Here is a 15,126-nt window from a genome sequence, read left to right as displayed (position 1 = left end):
GGGCGCCTCGCCCTCCAAGATGATAGCTTTCCTGACCGGACCTGGGTTCAAAGCCCGAGCCGCGCCCAAAAGTCATCGGGCGCGATCGCGCCGCCCGCAGCCGCCTTGCGCTCGACGCGAGTCCAGGACGAATGGGGCAGATAGACATGGCTGTCCGGCTGGACGCGATGAGGCTGGCGGGGGCGTGTGGTTTTGCGAGTCATCGTCTTCTCCTCATAGCAAGGGAACACGAAACCTGGCGTCGTCGCTTCGGCACCGTGCGCTTTAGCCGTTGGTGACGCGGAGCAAGCTGACATCCTTCAAAAGCCGCGGAGCGAAACGCTCGCCACTCTATCTAGTCATTTAGTTGAGAAAGTCGAAATAGCTTTGCTTGGGGTGCCGCCAGTCCTGCTTGGTCATCCCAACCAAAACCAGCCTATGCCTAATCACCCGATCCGATGGAGCCCGCACAGCTTGTTGCCCGCCGGATCGCGCAGATAGGCGAGATACAGCTTGCCGAAGCCGCCTTCGCGCACACCGGGCGGATCTTCGCAGGTTGCGCCGCCCGCTGCCACGCCTGCTGCGTGCCAAGCGTCCGCCTGTTCGGGCGAGGCCATGGTGAAACCGATCGTCCCGCCATTCGCATGACAGGCCGACGCACCGTCGATCGGCTTGGTCACCAGAAACAAGGCATTGTCATGCATATAGATGACACGCCCCATTTCGTCGTAAAAGCCGGGTTTCGCACCCAGCGCACCGAATGTCGCGTCGTAGAAGGACTTGGACGCCTCCATATCGTTGGCACCCACCATGATGTGGCTGAACATCATCATCTCCAATATGCAGAACCACAGGGTGCATGGACGCAACATAGCCGCGCCCATAGACGTGGCACAGGCGCTCGATCCAGACAATGACCCCGACCAAAGCGCGGTCAGGCGGGAAATCCCGCCGCAGGAATCAGAAGATCGTGCTGTAGAGGAACCAGCCCACGATCAGCAGGCTCGACACGATGCAAATACGATCACCAAAGACGTCGATACGAGACATCAGAAAAACATCCTTCCACATGCAGCGCTCTACGTCGCCTCTGAGAAAAGATTACATCAGTTTTCACCGTATCGGAATAGCAAAGTTGCGACCAATCGCCTTATTGAGACGCTGAACCGATGTTCAGCACCTCTTGAAAGCGATTTAGGCCAGCCCACCCCTTCTGGCAGACAGGCTGGCGTCGCTTTAACGGCCGTTATTTATCGGAAATCCGGGCCGCGATGTTGCAGAAAGGACCGAGTCGCTTCTTCCGGCCCGCGATAGGCTTCCTGAAACTCGGCGCTCCAATATTTCAGATCTTCCAAATCGATTCTCGCGCCGGATACGGCGCACAGCACGAACTGCCCCGGTTGCACGATGTCGAAATGCGGCGTGTCATAGTGCAGCACCGCCAGACCCTGAATGTCCCCGATCATCGCCGACGCCGTCAATCGCCGGTCAGGATACGGTCGACCAGTTGTTTCACGGTCGGCACGAACCCGTTGGAGTAGAAGGGATCCTGCTTGAATTTATAGGCACCGTGACCCGCGAACAGCAGATTCTGGTCGAGGTCGCCGCCATGCACCGCTTCCTGCAATGCCTTCTGGATACAGAAGCTCCGCGGATCGGCCAGGCGACCGGTCGAATTGGTCTCGCTGTCCATCCAGGACGAGAAGGAACATTGGCTGAGGCAGCCCATGCAGTCCGTCTGATCCTTGCGGATGACGCCCTTTTCCTCTTCGCCGACGAAAACCAGCGTATTGTCCGGCGTCTTGAGCGCAGCGGTGAAGCCCTGCCCTACCCATTCGCGCGCACGGGTCAGATCGCCCAGCGTAACCCAGAAATTCTTGCCCTTCACGCCCACGTCGAGCTGGTGGGTATGGTCGCCCGCCTGTTCGGTGCTGAACGGAATCTGCCGTTCCGAGCGCGCCTCCAGGCTGCGCAGGAAGGGATTGCGGACGGCCGAACTGTAGAAGCCGGTCGGCGAGAATTTATGCAGCAGGATGTCGCCGGGATTGAGCTGGGTCAGCCGCTCCTTCCACAACTGTGGGATCGGGCTTTCCTGCGTCAGCAGCGGACGGGTGCCGAACTGGAAGGCGATCGCGCCCAGTTCGGGGTTGTCGATCCAGTCGTTCCAGTCCTTGAGAGCCCAGACGCCGCCCGCCATCACGATCGGCACGTCGTCGGAAATGCCGCCTTCGCGCATCGTGTCGCGCAGCGCCTTGACGCGGGGATAGGGGTCTTGCGGCACCTTGGGATCTTCGGCGTTGGACAGGCCGTTATGGCCACCCGCCAGCCAGGGATCTTCATAGACCACTGCCGCCAGCCATTCCGACGCCTTGGAATAGGCGCGTTTCCACAGCGCGCGGAAGGCGCGGCCGGAAGACACGATCGGCAGATAGCTGACATTGTAGGAGGCCGCGATCTCGGACAGCTTATAGGGCATGCCCGCGCCGCAGGTGACGCCCGCCACCATGCCCTTGGTCTTTTCCAGTACGCCGTGCAGCACGCGCTGCGCGCCGCCCATTTCCCACAGCACGTTGATGTTGATCGCACCCTTGCCGCCAGCGATCTCGTAGGCGCGCTTCACCTGCTCGACCGCGCCGTCGATAGCATAGGCGACCAGTTCCTCGTGACGATCGCGACGGGTACGGCCATGGTAGATCTGAGGGATGACGTTGCCGAAACTGTCATAGCTGTCGGCGTTCACCGCCGACACCGTGCCGATGCCGCCCGCAGCCGCCCACGCGCCGGAACTGGCGTGGTTGGACACGGCAACGCCCTTGCCGCCTTCGACCAGCGGCCAGACTTCACGGCCACCATAGACGATGGGCTTCAACCCCTTGAACAACGACATCTCCCGCAAAAACCGCCCGGCCCCCTCGACCGGGTAAAAGCGACCCTATAGCAGCTTTGGCTGTCTATGACGAATTTGGCGCGCCCTAGCGCAAAATCATGGGGCTGGCCAGTGCCTCGCCATATAGGCGCGCATAAGCATTCACCATGTCGGCTTCGGCATAGTCGCGCGTTGCGCGGCCTCGGTTGGCGGCTCCCAGTCGGGCCCGCAGTTCGGCGTCGCCAGCCAGCGTTTCCAGCGCATCTGCCATCCTCTGCTCGTCAGACACGACGAACGGCCGGTTTTCCGGGGCGACCATGTTGGCGACATCGCCGACATCCATGGACGCCGCGGGCACGCCGGCCGCCATCGCTTCTACTAGCGATATCGGAAACTGTTCGCTGTCGGAAGACAGGGCGAAAATGTCGAACAGGCCGACGAAGCGCCAAGGACGGTCCATGAAACCAGCCATATGGATATCGTCCAGGCCAAGGGCGGCGGCCTGCGCCAGGATCGCCTCGCGCTCCGGCCCCTCGCCCACTACCACCAGTTGCAGCCTATCCTTGTGCGCCGCGACGGCGCGTACGAGGCGGGGGATATTCTTGACCGGCCGAAGCCCTGCCAGCGTGCCGACCAGCAGCTTGCCGGGCGTGCGGACCAGGCCAGGAATGGCGTCCTTAGCTGGCGGCGTGGCATAACGAACGACGTCGATGCCGTTGCGGATCAGATGGACCTTGCCTGCCGGCTGCTTCCACACCGATCGCGCGATGGTTTCGAGCCGGACCGAGGGCACCACCATGCCGTGCGCGCGTTGCAGCCCGACCCGACGGAACAGGTTGCGCTTGGTCTTCAACCGCTCGGTCTCATCGGCGTTGAACCCGTCCTCATGATGGATCAGCGGCGGCAGGCCGGCCGATGCGCCCGCCAGCCGATGCGCCATGACCGCATCCATCGATCCCCAATTATAGGTCAGGATCAGGTCGAACCGCCTGAGGAAGGCTGTGATGACCTTGTAACGCGCCAGCCCCGGCTTGCCCGCAAAAGACGGCCCATCGGGAAATTCGACGTCGATCGCAGGATCGATCGCGTCCCGCGCACCCATGGCCGCGGGATCGGCGCTGACGATGCTGTGCCGCGCCTTGTCGCCCCAGATATTCATCAGCCGCACGGCGCGCGCTTCCTTGCCGCCCAGAGTGAAACTGCCGTGGACGTGGAGGATATGCGGCCTATTCTTGCCCGAAATATCAACCATGCAGGACGCGGTCCAACAACCGGTCGATCGCGGCGACGCTTTCCGGCTCGTCCAGCCCCGGCGCATGGCCGACGTCAGGAACGGTCGTCAGTTCGGCACTGTCGCCGATCCCCTCCACCATGCGCTGCGCCGTGGCGGCGGACAGCAGGTCGGATCGCTCGCCCCGCAGCAACAGCGTCGGAATGCCGCGGAAAGCCTGCATCACGGGCCACATGTCGACGCCGGCCTCGCTGCCCATGGCGCGGATCGGTTCGGCGATCTTCATATCATAGTCCAGCACGACGCGCCCGCCACTGTTCAGTCGATAGAGGCGCTTGGCCATGGCCAGCCATTGTTCCAGGTCATAGCCGGGATAGACGTCGCCATTGGCCTCGGCCAGGGCGCGGGCGGCATGGACCCAGGTCGGGTGCGACTGGCCCACGCCGACATAGGATCGGATGCGCGCCAGCCCGCCTTCGTCCAGTACCGGCCCGACGTCGTTGAGCAACGCGCCCGCCAGCCATTCCTTGTGGGTTGCGGCGATCAACATGGTGATGACGCCGCCCAGCGACGTGCCGACCGCAACGAAGCGGGTGATGGCGAGATCGGCCAGCAAGCGGCTGATATCCTGCAAATAGGTTAGCGGGACATAGGTCATCGCATCCTTGGCATAGGCGCTTTCGGCGCGGCCGCGCATGTCCGGGCAGATCAGCCGCCACTCGCCCGCCAGCCGACCGGCCAGCGGTTCGAAATCGCGGGCGTTGCGGGTCAGCCCCGGCAGGCAGAGCAAGGGCGGGCGGCCGTCATCGCCTCCCGCATAATCCCGATAATGGAGCCGCAGCCCATCGGGTGACCACCAATATCCATCGCTGTAGCCGCTCAAGCTTGATCCTTCTGGTGACCTTCCCCCATATCGCCTTATGAACCAGACGCCGCAAGCCGCCATTTATCGCCCCGCCTCTGAAATCGACGCGCTGATGCCCGACATCGCCGCCCCGGTCACGGCGGCGGACTTTCCGCAGACGATCCTGCGCTACCGCAACGACCGCGCCGCCGCCTCGGTGGGGCTGGACGAGTTGAGCGACGCGCAATGGATCGCCCATTTCGGCCGTTTTGAGCCGCTGGAGGGCAGCCTGCCCCAGCCGCTGGCCCTGCGCTATCACGGCCATCAGTTCCGCCACTATAACCCCGATATCGGCGACGGGCGCGGATTCCTGTTCGCCCAGTTGCGCGACGATGCCGACCGATTGCTGGACCTGGGGACCAAGGGATCGGGCCAGACCCCCTATAGCCGCTTCGGCGACGGCCGGTTGACGCTGAAGGGCGGCGTGCGCGAGATATTGGCGACCGAGATGCTGGAAGCCCTGGGCGTCAACACGTCCAAGACCTTTTCCATCATCGAGACGGGCGAGGCACTGGAGCGCAACGACGAACCGTCCCCCACACGCGGCGCGGCTATGGTGCGCCTGAGCCATTCGCATATTCGCATCGGGTCGTTCCAGCGCGCGGCCTTTCATGACGACAAGGCGCTGCTGGCGAAGCTGACCGACTATGCCCTCACCCGCCTCTATGGCGAGACGCCGGGGGACAATCCATCCGCACAATTGCTGGGTCGGGTGGTCGAGCGCACCGCCGACCTCGCCGCCAGCTACATGGTTGCGGGCTTCGTCCATGGCGTGCTCAACAGCGACAATATCAATGTGACGGGCGAGAGCTTCGACTATGGTCCTTGGCGTTTCACTCCGTTGTGGGATGCCCATTTCACCGCCGCCTATTTCGACCAGCAGGGACTCTATGCCTTCGGACGGCAGGCCGAAGCGATCCATTGGGATGTAGCGCAACTCGCGGTATCGCTCCGCCCGCTGGTGGAGGCGCCGTCCCTGATCGAACAGTTGGAACGGTTCCCGACGCTCTACGGCGATGCTATGCAGCGGCGCTTCTGCTGGCGACTGGGCGTCGAGGGCACCGACCCTGGCGCGATGATCGAGGCGGCGGTGCGCGGCCTGGTGACGAGCGGCACGCCGATCGACCGTTTCTTCCACGACTGGCGCGGCGGCACAGTCCCCTCCGGCGCGCATTATGACGATGCTGGCTGGGCGCCGTTCCGCGAGGCGATTGCGGGCTTTACCGCTTTGCCCAACGCAAGGGACCATCCCTATTGGTCGGACGAAGCGCCCTGCTCCATGCATATCGATGAGGTGGAGTCGATCTGGAGTGCCATCGACACGGATGACGACTGGACACCGCTTCATAACAAAGTCGCCGCGATCAGGCGGATGGGCGACGCTCATCGCATTGCACGATGACAGATAATGACAAATGCTGAATTGAAGGAACAATATTAACAAGAGGAAGATTATCGGAGGTTAAGCATTCTGCGATCCTGCAACCTGTGGTGGCACCATGATCGAGCGCGACTTGACTGACCCGGACGGCATTATAACCGTCCGGTCTTCGGGGCATTGGACAAGGGCAGAGCTGGATGCGCATTTTCGAGCGATGCGTGAGATCGTCGCGCAGAAAAGACGAAACGGCGAACCTGTTCGGGTGCTTTCGGACCTGAGCACCGCCGACGAACAGGATATGGGCATAGACGACTATGTTCTGACCGAATGCCATCGCACCTATCAGCCGGGCGACCGGGTGGCGATCCTGACCCCTGACAAACAGAGCAAACAGCGCTTGCGCGCGAAGCTGCACGGATCGGAAGTGGGCGCATTCAGCTCGCGACTGCCGGCAGAGATGTGGCTGATGGCCGCAGACCTGCCGCCGCCACAATAGATTGACGTCGCGCCTGCCTCCTCGCCTCCGCCCTATTTTCCTTAACCTTTTTCAGCCATATATCGCGTCAAATGGTCGCGCCGCTTACATCCCATGAACCCGCCACCGGCGCCCTGCTCTGGCAAGGCGAGACGGGCGATGTCGACGCGGAAGTCGCCCGCGCCCGCGCCGCCTGGCCCAAATGGGCGGCGCAGCCCATCGCCTATCGCATCGAAACGCTGCGCCGCTTCGTCAACGTCGTGCGTCGGCAGGAAGATGCGCTCGCCGATCTCATCGCGCGCGAAACCGGCAAGCCGCTATGGGACGCCCGCAACGAAGTGCATGCGGTGATGGGCAAGGTCGATGTCAGCGTCGCCGCCTATTCCGAACGCACCGGCCAGCGCCGGCTGGAAGCGGCGCTGGGCGCGCGCCAGTCGGTGCGGCACAAGCCCCATGGCGTCATGGCGGTGCTTGGTCCCTATAATTTCCCCGCACACCTTCCCAATGGGCATATCATCCCCGCGCTGCTGGCGGGCAACGCCGTGGTGTTCAAGCCGTCGGAAAAGACGCCTGCCGTGGGCGAAATGCTGGTGAAGCTCTATCAGGAAGCCGGCGTACCGGTGGATGCGATCCGACTGCTGCTCGGCGGCCCGGATGCGGGCAAGGCGCTGGCCGCCCACCCCGATGTCGGCGGCATACTCTTCACGGGATCGGCCCAGACCGGTATCGCGATCAACCGGCAATATGCCGCGCAGCCGTCCAAGATACTGGCGCTGGAAATGGGCGGCAATAACCCGATCATCGTATGGGACACGCCCGAAATCAACGCCGCAGCGACGCTGGTGGTCCAGTCGGCTTTTATGAGCAGCGGTCAGCGCTGCACCGCCGCCAGCCGCCTGATCGTGCGCGACGGCATCGCGGATCGGCTGATCGCGGAGATCAAGAAACTGGCCGACCGGCTGATCGTGGACCATCCCCATGCCAATCCTACCCCCTATATGGGTCCGGTGATCGACAACCCTACTGCCGACGGACTGACCGAAAGCTTCCTCTTCCTGATGAGCAATGGCGGCAGGCCGATCAAGCATATGGTCCGGCCCCACAAGGGCCTGCCCTTCCTCAGCCCCGCAATCATCGACGTCACCGCAATGAAGGAACGGCCCGATGTCGAACTGTTCGGCCCGCTGCTGCAAGTCATCCGCGTCGCGGACTTCGGCGACGCGATCGCGGAAGCGAACAATACCCGCTATGGCCTCTCCGCCTCGCTCATCGGTGGATCGCCCGAGCAATATAATCAGTTCTGGGCCAATGTCCGCGCCGGCGTGGTCAACTGGAACCGGCCAACCAATGGCGCTTCCTCTTCTGCACCTTTCGGTGGCACCGGCATTTCGGGCAATCACCGCCCCAGCGCCTATTATGCCGCCGATTATTGTGCCTATCCGGTGGTGTCGGCAGAAATCGAAACACCCCGCGCCTCAATCGGCGTCGGCCTGAAGGACATCGACGTCAGCGTGATGGGCGATTGACGGAGATAGGGGCAAATATTTCCCCAAAACATTTCCTAGTCCCCTCCATACCCATTCTGAATTGAACTTTCGCGGCGCTTTCGCCATCTGACCAGCATGGCTGACAAAGCATCTTCGACAGTCCACCTGGTGGGCGCGGGACCGGGCGATCCGGACCTGCTGACCATCAAGGCCGCGCGCCTGATTGCGCAGGCCGACGTCATCGTGCATGACGGGCTGGTGTCGGACGACATTCTTGCGCTGGCTTCGCCGGACGCCGAACTTATCTCCGTTGCCAAGCAGCGAAGCCGCCATTCGATGCCACAGGACGCGATCAACGCCCTGCTGGTCGATCTGGCGCGTGAAGGCCGTCATGTCGTCCGCCTGAAGGGCGGCGATCCGTTCATCTTCGGCCGCGGTGGCGAGGAAGTCGACGCCTGCCGTGCGGCGGGCGTGCCGCTCGAAGTCGTGCCCGGCATCAGTGCCGCGATTGGCAGCGCTGCGATGGCGCAATTGCCTCTGACCCTTCGCGATGCGTCCAGCGCCGTCAGCTTCGTCGCAGGCCAGTGCAAGGGACTGACGGACCAGGACTGGTCGGGCCTGGCGGGCAAAGGTCGCACGCTCGTCATCTATATGGGCGTCGCAACCGCGGCCGACATCGCCGACAAGCTGATCGCGGACGGCGTGTCGCCCTCCATCCCGGTCGCAGTGCTGGAAAATGGTACGCGCGCCGACATGCGGACATTGCGCACGCTGCTCGCCGACCTGGGTGACATGGTGGCGCGCGAGCAGATCAAAAGCCCGGCCCTGATCGTGGTCGGCGAGGTGGCGGCCCATGCGCTGGCGCAAGATGTGCTGGCGGACTGGACCGCCAAAGGGGAGAGTATTTCGGAGATGCGTTCGTGAAGATATTGACCGGCAACGATCTTGTGAGCGGCGACGTCATCTGGTGGGCGGGCGATGGCTGGTCGCGCCAGGTCGGCGACAGCGCCGACGTGGGCGAACGCGGCGATGACCTCGCCCGCACCGAGGAAGCCGCGCTGCGCGTGGTCGGCGCCTATGTGATCGACGCGACCGTCACCGAAGACGGTGTGCGCCCGGCCCATATCAAGGACCGCATCCGCGCGCTCGGCCCGACGGTGCGCCCCGATCTGACGCTGAAACCAAACGACGCCGATGCCGGCAACTGGGTGATCTGAACCATGTATCGCTACGACAGCTATGACCAGTCCATCGTCGACGCTCGCGTCGAGGAATTTCGCGACCAGGTGCAGCGCCGCCTGACCGGCGCGCTGACAGAGGATCAGTTCAAGCCGCTCCGGCTGATGAATGGCCTCTACCTCCAGTTGCACGCCTATATGCTGCGTGTCGCCATCCCTTATGGCACGCTGTCGGGCAAACAGATGCGCAAGCTGGGCGAGATCGCAGCGAAATATGATCGCGGCTATGGACACTTCACCACGCGCCAAAATCTCCAATATAACTGGATCAAGCTGGCCGACGCGCCCGACATCCTGGCCGAGCTGGCGACGGTGGAGATGCATGCCATCCAGACGTCGGGCAACTGCATCCGCAACATCAGTTCCGACCAATATGCCGGCGTCAGCGCCGACGAGGTGGCAGATCCCCGCCCCTGGGCCGAACTGCTGCGCCAATGGTCGAGCTTCCACCCGGAATTCACCTATCTGCCGCGCAAGTTCAAGATTTGCGTGATCGCCAGCGACGATGATCGCGCGGCGATGCGGCTGCACGATATCGGCCTTAAGCTGGTGTCGAAAGACGGCAAGATCGGCGCCGAAGTCTATGCTGGCGGCGGCATGGGCCGCACACCGATGGTCGCACCGCTTATCAACGGCTTCGTGCCGGAAGATGAGATTATTTCTTATCTGGAAGCCTGCCTGCGCGTGTATAACCGCTACGGCCGCCGCGACAATAAGTACAAGGCCCGGATCAAAATCCTGGTCCACGAGATTGGCGTCGAGGACTATAAGCGCCAGGTCGAGGAAGAGTTCGCCCATATGCGCACGCTGGGCCTCAACCCGCCGGTCGAGGAACTGGACCGCATCCGCGCCTTCTTCGCCGCACCGGCCTATGAAAACGGCCTGTCCGATGCGATCGAACGCGCCGACCCGGCCTTCGCCCTTTGGGTCGATCGTCAGGTCGCGCCGCACAAGGCGCCCGGCTATGCCATCGTCAATATCAGCCTGAAGCCGCTGACCGGCATTCCCGGCGACGCATCGGCGGAACAGATCGAACTGGTCGCGACCTTGGCCGAGCAATATTCGCTCGACGAACTGCGCGTCACCCATGCGCAAAACCTGGTCCTGCCGCACGTGAAGAAGGCCGACCTCCACGCCATCTGGCAGAAGCTGGAGGAAGCGGGTCTGGCCGAGGCCAATCTCGACCTCATCACCGACATCATCGCCTGTCCAGGCCTTGATTATTGCGCCCTCGCCAATGCGCGCTCGATCCCGCTGGCGCAGAAGATCGCGCAGCGCTTCGCCGCGGCGGAGCGTCAGGCGGAACTGGGGGAACTCAAGGTCAAGATTTCGGGCTGCATCAATGCCTGCGGCCATCACCATGCCGGCCATATCGGCGTTCTGGGTGTCGATCGGAAAGGCGTGGAGAATTTCCAGCTCTCGCTGGGCGGATCGGGCGCGGAGGATGCATCGCTGGGTCAGATCACCGGGCCGGGCTTTTCGGAAGACGGCGTGGTCGATGCTATCGAGAAGGTCACGGACCTCTATCTCGCGCAGCGCGAAGGTGGCGAACGCTTCCTCGACACCTATCGCCGCATCGGCATGAAGCCCTTCAAGGAGGCGATCTATGGTTGAATTCCTGTCCTTCCGCGACGGCGAAGCCGCGCAGGAACCCTCCGTCACGGTCGAGGCCTTTACCGGCCAGTCCAACTCGACCGCCGTCCGCATCGAAGCGGGTGAAGATGCGCGCGAACTGCTGCCCTATCTCGATCGCCTGTCGCTGGTGGAGATAAATTTCCCCGCTTATGGGGACGGGCGCGGCTATTCCGCCGCCCGCATCCTGCGGGAATCCGGCTATCGGGGCGAACTGCGCGCGGTGGGCGACGTGCTGGTCGATCAGATCGTCGCCATGCGCCGCTGCGGTTTCGACAGTTTTCATCCCGCCAAGCCGCTGGACGACGCCGCCGTCGACCGCGCGCTCCATCGCTATGCTGACGTCTATCAGAAGGCGATCGACGGCCGCACCCCGATTTGGGCGAAACGGCACCCGGAGAAGATTAATGGCTGAACCTGCTCGTCAGATCGACCTGATCGACGCCCGCCCCGCCTTCACCCAGGCACAGGCCGATGCGCTGAACGCGCGGTTTGAGGGTGTCGATACGATCACCATGCTCAAGACCGTGTTTGCAGAAGGGCTCGCCGGCAATGTCGCCGTCGTCTCCTCCTTCGGCACGGAAAGCGCGGTGCTGCTCGATCTGGTGGCGAAGGCCGATCCGACCATTCCGGTGATCTTCGTCGATACGTTGAAGATGTTCGCCGAGACGCTCAACTATCGCGATACGCTCATCAAGCGCTTCGGTTTTACCGACAGCCGCACGGTGACGCCGATCGCCGACGTCATCGCCAAGAAGGACGAGACCGGCCTGCGCTGGTCCTACGACCCGGACGGCTGCTGCGAAATCCGCAAGGTCGAACCGATGAAGCGCGCCAAGGATGGCCTGGATGCCTGGATTTCGGGCCGCAAGGCGTTCCAGTCGGTGACGCGCCAGAACCTGCCCCGTTTCGAAGTCGAAGACGGCCGGCTCAAGCTCAATCCCCTGGGCGACTGGAACAAGGCCGATCTGGAGGCCTATTTCGAGGCCGAGAAACTGCCTCGCCATCCGCTGGAGGCGCAAGGCTATCTGTCGATCGGCTGCGAACCCTGCACGTCGAAGGTGATGCCGGGCGAAGACCCGCGTGCGGGCCGCTGGCGCGGCTGGGACAAGGTGGAATGCGGTATCCATTCGCCGGTCACGCCGATCCCCGTCGTCGATCCCGAAGACCCCGCCAACCAGCCGGTGTTCTGACATAGGCAAGCCTGTGCCGCCCGTCCTGCGCCGCCGCTCCTGCCAATCATGGCCGCCTGATTTCGGCGGCCCCTAACAATCGCTGCATTTAGTCCCCATATGCCGATTTCGGCATAGGACCGTGGCGGCCTCGCTTCGACCTGAACCCCTTATGTCGGTCGAACTCCGGTTCGATAATTTTCCAAAAGGCTGGAAACACCTGCATCGCATCGGTCGATCGGCCCGATGCGTGCCCGATGGAGTACGCCCCGCATGATCGCCTATCTGATCCTCGTCCATCGCTTTCCAGAGCAGTTCAAACGCATGTTCCAGGCCATCTATGTGCCGGGCAACCATTATCTGATCCACGTAGACCAGCGATCGGGCGCAGCCATGACGGCCGACATCGCCGCCTTCCTCAAACCCTATATCAACGTCGCCATGCTACCCTCGCACAAGATGCTGTGGGGCGGGTACAGTCTGGTGGACGCCGAATTGCGGGGCATGGCCAAGCTGCTGGAGATGAATGCGGACTGGCGTTATTTCATCAATTTGAGCGGGCAGGATTTTCCGCTCAAGTCTCAGGCCTATATCGCCGACTATCTGGCCCGCCATGACGGCACGGAGTTCATCCGCAACGTACCGCAACAGGCGGTTCGCCCGGACACAATGAATCGCCTCAGCCATTATTTCGTCGAAGCCTTCAACCGCATCGTGCGCACTGGCATAAGTCGCCGGCCGATGGCCGGGATCACGCCCTATATCGGCACCCAGTGGAAGGCGGTCACGCGCGAATTCTGCGCCTTCGCCTGCCACGCACCTGCGGCCCGGCGCTTCAAGCAATTTTATCGCCGCACCCTGATTGCCGACGAAGGTTTTTTCCAGACACTCATGATGAACGCCTTTGCCGGCGGCAAGGTGGTCAATGACGATCTGCGCACGATCGACTGGATCCCCGATGGAGACATCAAGCTGCGCCCCCGCACCTTCGTCACCCGCGACGCGCTGCGACTGACGCTCAGCCCCGACCTGTTCGCCCGCAAATTCGACGCGCAGGAGGACAGCCATATTCTCGACCTGCTCGAAGCCCATCTTCAGACGCCCGCCGCCGCAACGCTGCCGGCACCGGCGCGCATCCACGCAACATTGTCACCGGCTTCTGAACGAATCGTCTCTCCAGCCTGAAATCGGACGGCGGCGTCCACACGCGCCGTCATGCCCTTTCATATGATCGATTCATAAAGTCTCGCCCGACTGTCGATCTTCCGATCGATCGGAAGGCCGGAAAAATCGGCCTTGCGGGGTTCCGTCTCGCACCCGACGTCGCTATGGGTCGGCCTTCCCGGCCTGACCGGTCACAGCACGGGCGGATTATCGGCATGGCGCCACTATCATGATCGGACAGCTTCGCCTGTTCCGGCGGCGGGCACGCGTCATCATGCGCCGCCATGGCCCCGAAGCACTGATCTGGCGGCGGCGTATCGCCATATTGGCCGGCGCAGTGCTGGTCGGCCTGACGGCGCTGCTGTTCGCCGAACTGGCCGACCATGCCGGCGCGCTGTTCCGGCGCATGGTAGCCTGGCGCTGGTGGCTTCCGCTGGTCGTGACGCCCCTGGGGTTCGCCGCCTTCGCCTGGATCACGATGAAGCTCGCCCCTGCCGCCAAAGGATCGGGCATACCGCAGGTAATCGCCGCCGCGCGCAATCCCGACGCAGGGATGAAGCAACTGGTGTCCGCCCGCACAGCCTTCGTCAAATTCTGGCTGACCATCGGCACCTTGCTGTTCGGCGCGTCGGTGGGCCGCGAAGGTCCGACGGTCCAGATCGCCGCCAGCATCATGGGCTATATGCACCGCTTCATGCGCATCCCGCTGCGCGCGTCGGTGTTCATCGCCGGTGGCGCGGCGGGCGTGGCGGCGGCGTTCAACACGCCGCTGGCCGGGGTCGCCTTCGCCATCGAGGAACTGGCGGCCGCCTATGAGCAGCGCATGACCCTGCTGGTGATGGCCGCCGTGCTGATCGCAGGCATGGTCAGCCTGGGGCTGGCTGGCGACTATGTCTATTTCGGGGAGATGCGCCAGACGTTGAGCGTCCATGACGCGCTGATCGCCGCACCGGTGGCGGGCTTTCTGGGCGGGATCGCCGGCGGCCTCTTTTCCCGGCTGATGCTGGCGTCCGGCTCCACCCAATGGAAGCCGATGCGGTGGCTGCGCGAGCGGCCGGTCCGACTTGCTCTGCTGTGCGGGTCCGCGGTCGCAATCATGGGGGTCGCAACGGGCTTGACCTGGGGCACGGGCTACGAAACGGCGCAGGCGGTCATTACCGGGCGGGACGTGCCATTGTGGTTCGGCGCGGCGAAATTCGTGTCGACGCTGGCGACCGCGGTATCCGGCCTGCCGGGCGGCATCTTCGCACCCTCCTTGTCGGTTGGCGCCGGCATCGGCGACATGCTGCGCAGCCTGTTCCCCAGCTATCCGCAGGGCGCGGTGGTGCTGCTGGGTATGGTCGCCTATTTCACCGGCGTCGTCCGCGCGCCTCTGACCGCCGTCATCATCATTTCCGAAACCACCGCCAGCCGTGGACTGATGATGCCCCTGCTCGCAGCGGCCCTGGTCGCCGACTTTTCGGCCCAGTTGGTCAGCAAGGAACGGCTGTACCACGGGCTGGCCAAACGCTTCACTCTGCCCGGCTAAATCTATCCCGTCCGCGTAACAAAGTTACAAGCGACTGGACGAACCGCACCAGCCGGGCGATACCCGCGC

Annotated in this window: 16 protein-coding genes; 10 read left to right on the top strand and 6 right to left on the bottom strand. The window is 63.2% G+C overall.

Going from position 1 to position 15,126, the window contains the following annotated elements; genetic code table 11:
• Positions 1-47 precede the first annotated feature (47 nt).
• The 6 genes from ABT375_RS00555 to ABT375_RS00530 all read right to left on the bottom strand — a co-directional run bounded on the left by ABT375_RS00555 (position 48) and on the right by ABT375_RS00530 (position 4,959).
• Entirely contained in the window at positions 48-203 is a 156-nt protein-coding gene (locus ABT375_RS00555) for a hypothetical protein (protein ID WP_416463683.1), read from the bottom strand.
• A 222-nt stretch (positions 204-425) separates the two neighbouring features.
• Positions 426-806 (bottom strand): VOC family protein, encoded by a 381-nt coding sequence (locus ABT375_RS00550; RefSeq protein ID WP_416464950.1) that lies wholly within the window; start codon positions 804-806, stop codon positions 426-428.
• A gap of 423 nt (positions 807-1,229) precedes the next feature.
• Positions 1,230-1,445 carry a DUF2093 domain-containing protein gene (locus ABT375_RS00545; RefSeq protein ID WP_416463682.1) on the bottom strand — a complete coding sequence of 72 codons (216 nt, stop codon included), beginning with the start codon at positions 1,443-1,445 and terminating at the stop codon, positions 1,230-1,232.
• 11 nt (positions 1,446-1,456) lie between these two features.
• Complete coding sequence (locus tag ABT375_RS00540; protein WP_416464949.1) at positions 1,457-2,860, bottom strand: NAD(P)H-dependent flavin oxidoreductase; 1,404 nt, start codon at positions 2,858-2,860, stop codon at positions 1,457-1,459.
• Between the two features lie 91 nt (positions 2,861-2,951).
• Entirely contained in the window at positions 2,952-4,097 is a 1,146-nt protein-coding gene (locus ABT375_RS00535) for a glycosyltransferase (protein WP_416463681.1), read from the bottom strand.
• Positions 4,090-4,959, bottom strand: a complete 870-nt coding sequence (locus ABT375_RS00530; RefSeq protein WP_261935151.1) for an alpha/beta fold hydrolase — start codon at positions 4,957-4,959, stop codon at positions 4,090-4,092. The genes ABT375_RS00535 and ABT375_RS00530 overlap by 8 nt, the downstream gene beginning before the upstream one ends.
• Before the next feature lie 37 nt (positions 4,960-4,996).
• Between ABT375_RS00530 and ABT375_RS00525 the strand changes: the two genes are divergently transcribed.
• The 10 genes from ABT375_RS00525 (at position 4,997) to ABT375_RS00480 (ending at position 15,057) form a co-directional block, all read left to right on the top strand.
• Positions 4,997-6,382, top strand: a complete 1,386-nt coding sequence (locus tag ABT375_RS00525) for a protein adenylyltransferase SelO family protein (RefSeq protein ID WP_416463680.1) — start codon at positions 4,997-4,999, stop codon at positions 6,380-6,382.
• 97 nt (positions 6,383-6,479) lie between these two features.
• Positions 6,480-6,857: a hypothetical protein gene (locus tag ABT375_RS00520; protein WP_416463679.1), complete on the top strand. Its 378-nt coding sequence runs from the start codon at positions 6,480-6,482 to the stop codon at positions 6,855-6,857.
• Positions 6,858-6,928: 71 nt separating this feature from the next.
• On the top strand, positions 6,929-8,362 hold the full coding sequence (gene astD, locus ABT375_RS00515) for a succinylglutamate-semialdehyde dehydrogenase (protein WP_224550330.1): 1,434 nt from the start codon (positions 6,929-6,931) through the stop codon (positions 8,360-8,362).
• A 96-nt stretch (positions 8,363-8,458) separates the two neighbouring features.
• Entirely contained in the window at positions 8,459-9,247 is a 789-nt protein-coding gene (gene cobA / locus ABT375_RS00510) for a uroporphyrinogen-III C-methyltransferase (protein ID WP_416463678.1), read from the top strand.
• Positions 9,244-9,540, top strand: coding sequence for a DUF2849 domain-containing protein (locus tag ABT375_RS00505; protein ID WP_224550328.1), 297 nt, complete (start codon positions 9,244-9,246; stop codon positions 9,538-9,540). The genes cobA and ABT375_RS00505 overlap by 4 nt, the downstream gene beginning before the upstream one ends.
• 3 nt (positions 9,541-9,543) lie before the next feature.
• Positions 9,544-11,175 (top strand): nitrite/sulfite reductase, encoded by a 1,632-nt coding sequence (locus ABT375_RS00500; protein ID WP_224550327.1) that lies wholly within the window; start codon positions 9,544-9,546, stop codon positions 11,173-11,175.
• A complete protein-coding gene (locus ABT375_RS00495; RefSeq protein ID WP_224550326.1) occupies positions 11,168-11,608 on the top strand; it encodes a DUF934 domain-containing protein in 441 nt (146 codons plus the stop codon). The genes ABT375_RS00500 and ABT375_RS00495 overlap by 8 nt, the downstream gene beginning before the upstream one ends.
• Positions 11,601-12,386, top strand: a complete 786-nt coding sequence (locus ABT375_RS00490; RefSeq protein ID WP_224550325.1) for a phosphoadenylyl-sulfate reductase — start codon at positions 11,601-11,603, stop codon at positions 12,384-12,386. The genes ABT375_RS00495 and ABT375_RS00490 overlap by 8 nt, the downstream gene beginning before the upstream one ends.
• A 252-nt stretch (positions 12,387-12,638) precedes the next feature.
• A complete protein-coding gene (locus tag ABT375_RS00485) occupies positions 12,639-13,550 on the top strand; it encodes a beta-1,6-N-acetylglucosaminyltransferase (RefSeq protein WP_416463677.1) in 912 nt (303 codons plus the stop codon).
• Between the two features lie 208 nt (positions 13,551-13,758).
• A complete protein-coding gene (locus ABT375_RS00480; RefSeq protein ID WP_416463676.1) occupies positions 13,759-15,057 on the top strand; it encodes a chloride channel protein in 1,299 nt (432 codons plus the stop codon).
• The last annotated feature ends 69 nt before the right edge of the window (positions 15,058-15,126 follow it).

Origin of the sequence: Sphingomonas sp. VDB2 (genome assembly GCF_047946695.1) — a bacterium.
Classification (GTDB): Bacteria; Pseudomonadota; Alphaproteobacteria; order Sphingomonadales; family Sphingomonadaceae; genus Sphingobium; species Sphingobium bisphenolicum.
Note: the sequence above shows the minus strand (reverse complement) of the source record. Positions and strands in the feature narration are given on the sequence as shown.

Coding starts and splice junctions, on each gene's coding strand:
- ABT375_RS00490 (WP_224550325.1), top strand. CDS start 11,601: ATGGCTGAACCTGCTCGTCAGATCGACCTGATCGACGCCCGCCCCGCC.
- ABT375_RS00525 (WP_416463680.1), top strand. CDS start 4,997: ATGAACCAGACGCCGCAAGCCGCCATTTATCGCCCCGCCTCTGAAATC.
- astD (WP_224550330.1), top strand. CDS start 6,929: ATGGTCGCGCCGCTTACATCCCATGAACCCGCCACCGGCGCCCTGCTC.
- ABT375_RS00480 (WP_416463676.1), top strand. CDS start 13,759: ATGATCGGACAGCTTCGCCTGTTCCGGCGGCGGGCACGCGTCATCATG.
- cobA (WP_416463678.1), top strand. CDS start 8,459: ATGGCTGACAAAGCATCTTCGACAGTCCACCTGGTGGGCGCGGGACCG.
- ABT375_RS00495 (WP_224550326.1), top strand. CDS start 11,168: ATGGTTGAATTCCTGTCCTTCCGCGACGGCGAAGCCGCGCAGGAACCC.
- ABT375_RS00555 (WP_416463683.1), bottom strand. CDS start 203: ATGACTCGCAAAACCACACGCCCCCGCCAGCCTCATCGCGTCCAGCCG.
- ABT375_RS00500 (WP_224550327.1), top strand. CDS start 9,544: ATGTATCGCTACGACAGCTATGACCAGTCCATCGTCGACGCTCGCGTC.
- ABT375_RS00550 (WP_416464950.1), bottom strand. CDS start 806: ATGTTCAGCCACATCATGGTGGGTGCCAACGATATGGAGGCGTCCAAG.
- ABT375_RS00545 (WP_416463682.1), bottom strand. CDS start 1,445: ATGATCGGGGACATTCAGGGTCTGGCGGTGCTGCACTATGACACGCCG.
- ABT375_RS00520 (WP_416463679.1), top strand. CDS start 6,480: ATGATCGAGCGCGACTTGACTGACCCGGACGGCATTATAACCGTCCGG.
- ABT375_RS00485 (WP_416463677.1), top strand. CDS start 12,639: ATGATCGCCTATCTGATCCTCGTCCATCGCTTTCCAGAGCAGTTCAAA.
- ABT375_RS00535 (WP_416463681.1), bottom strand. CDS start 4,097: ATGGTTGATATTTCGGGCAAGAATAGGCCGCATATCCTCCACGTCCAC.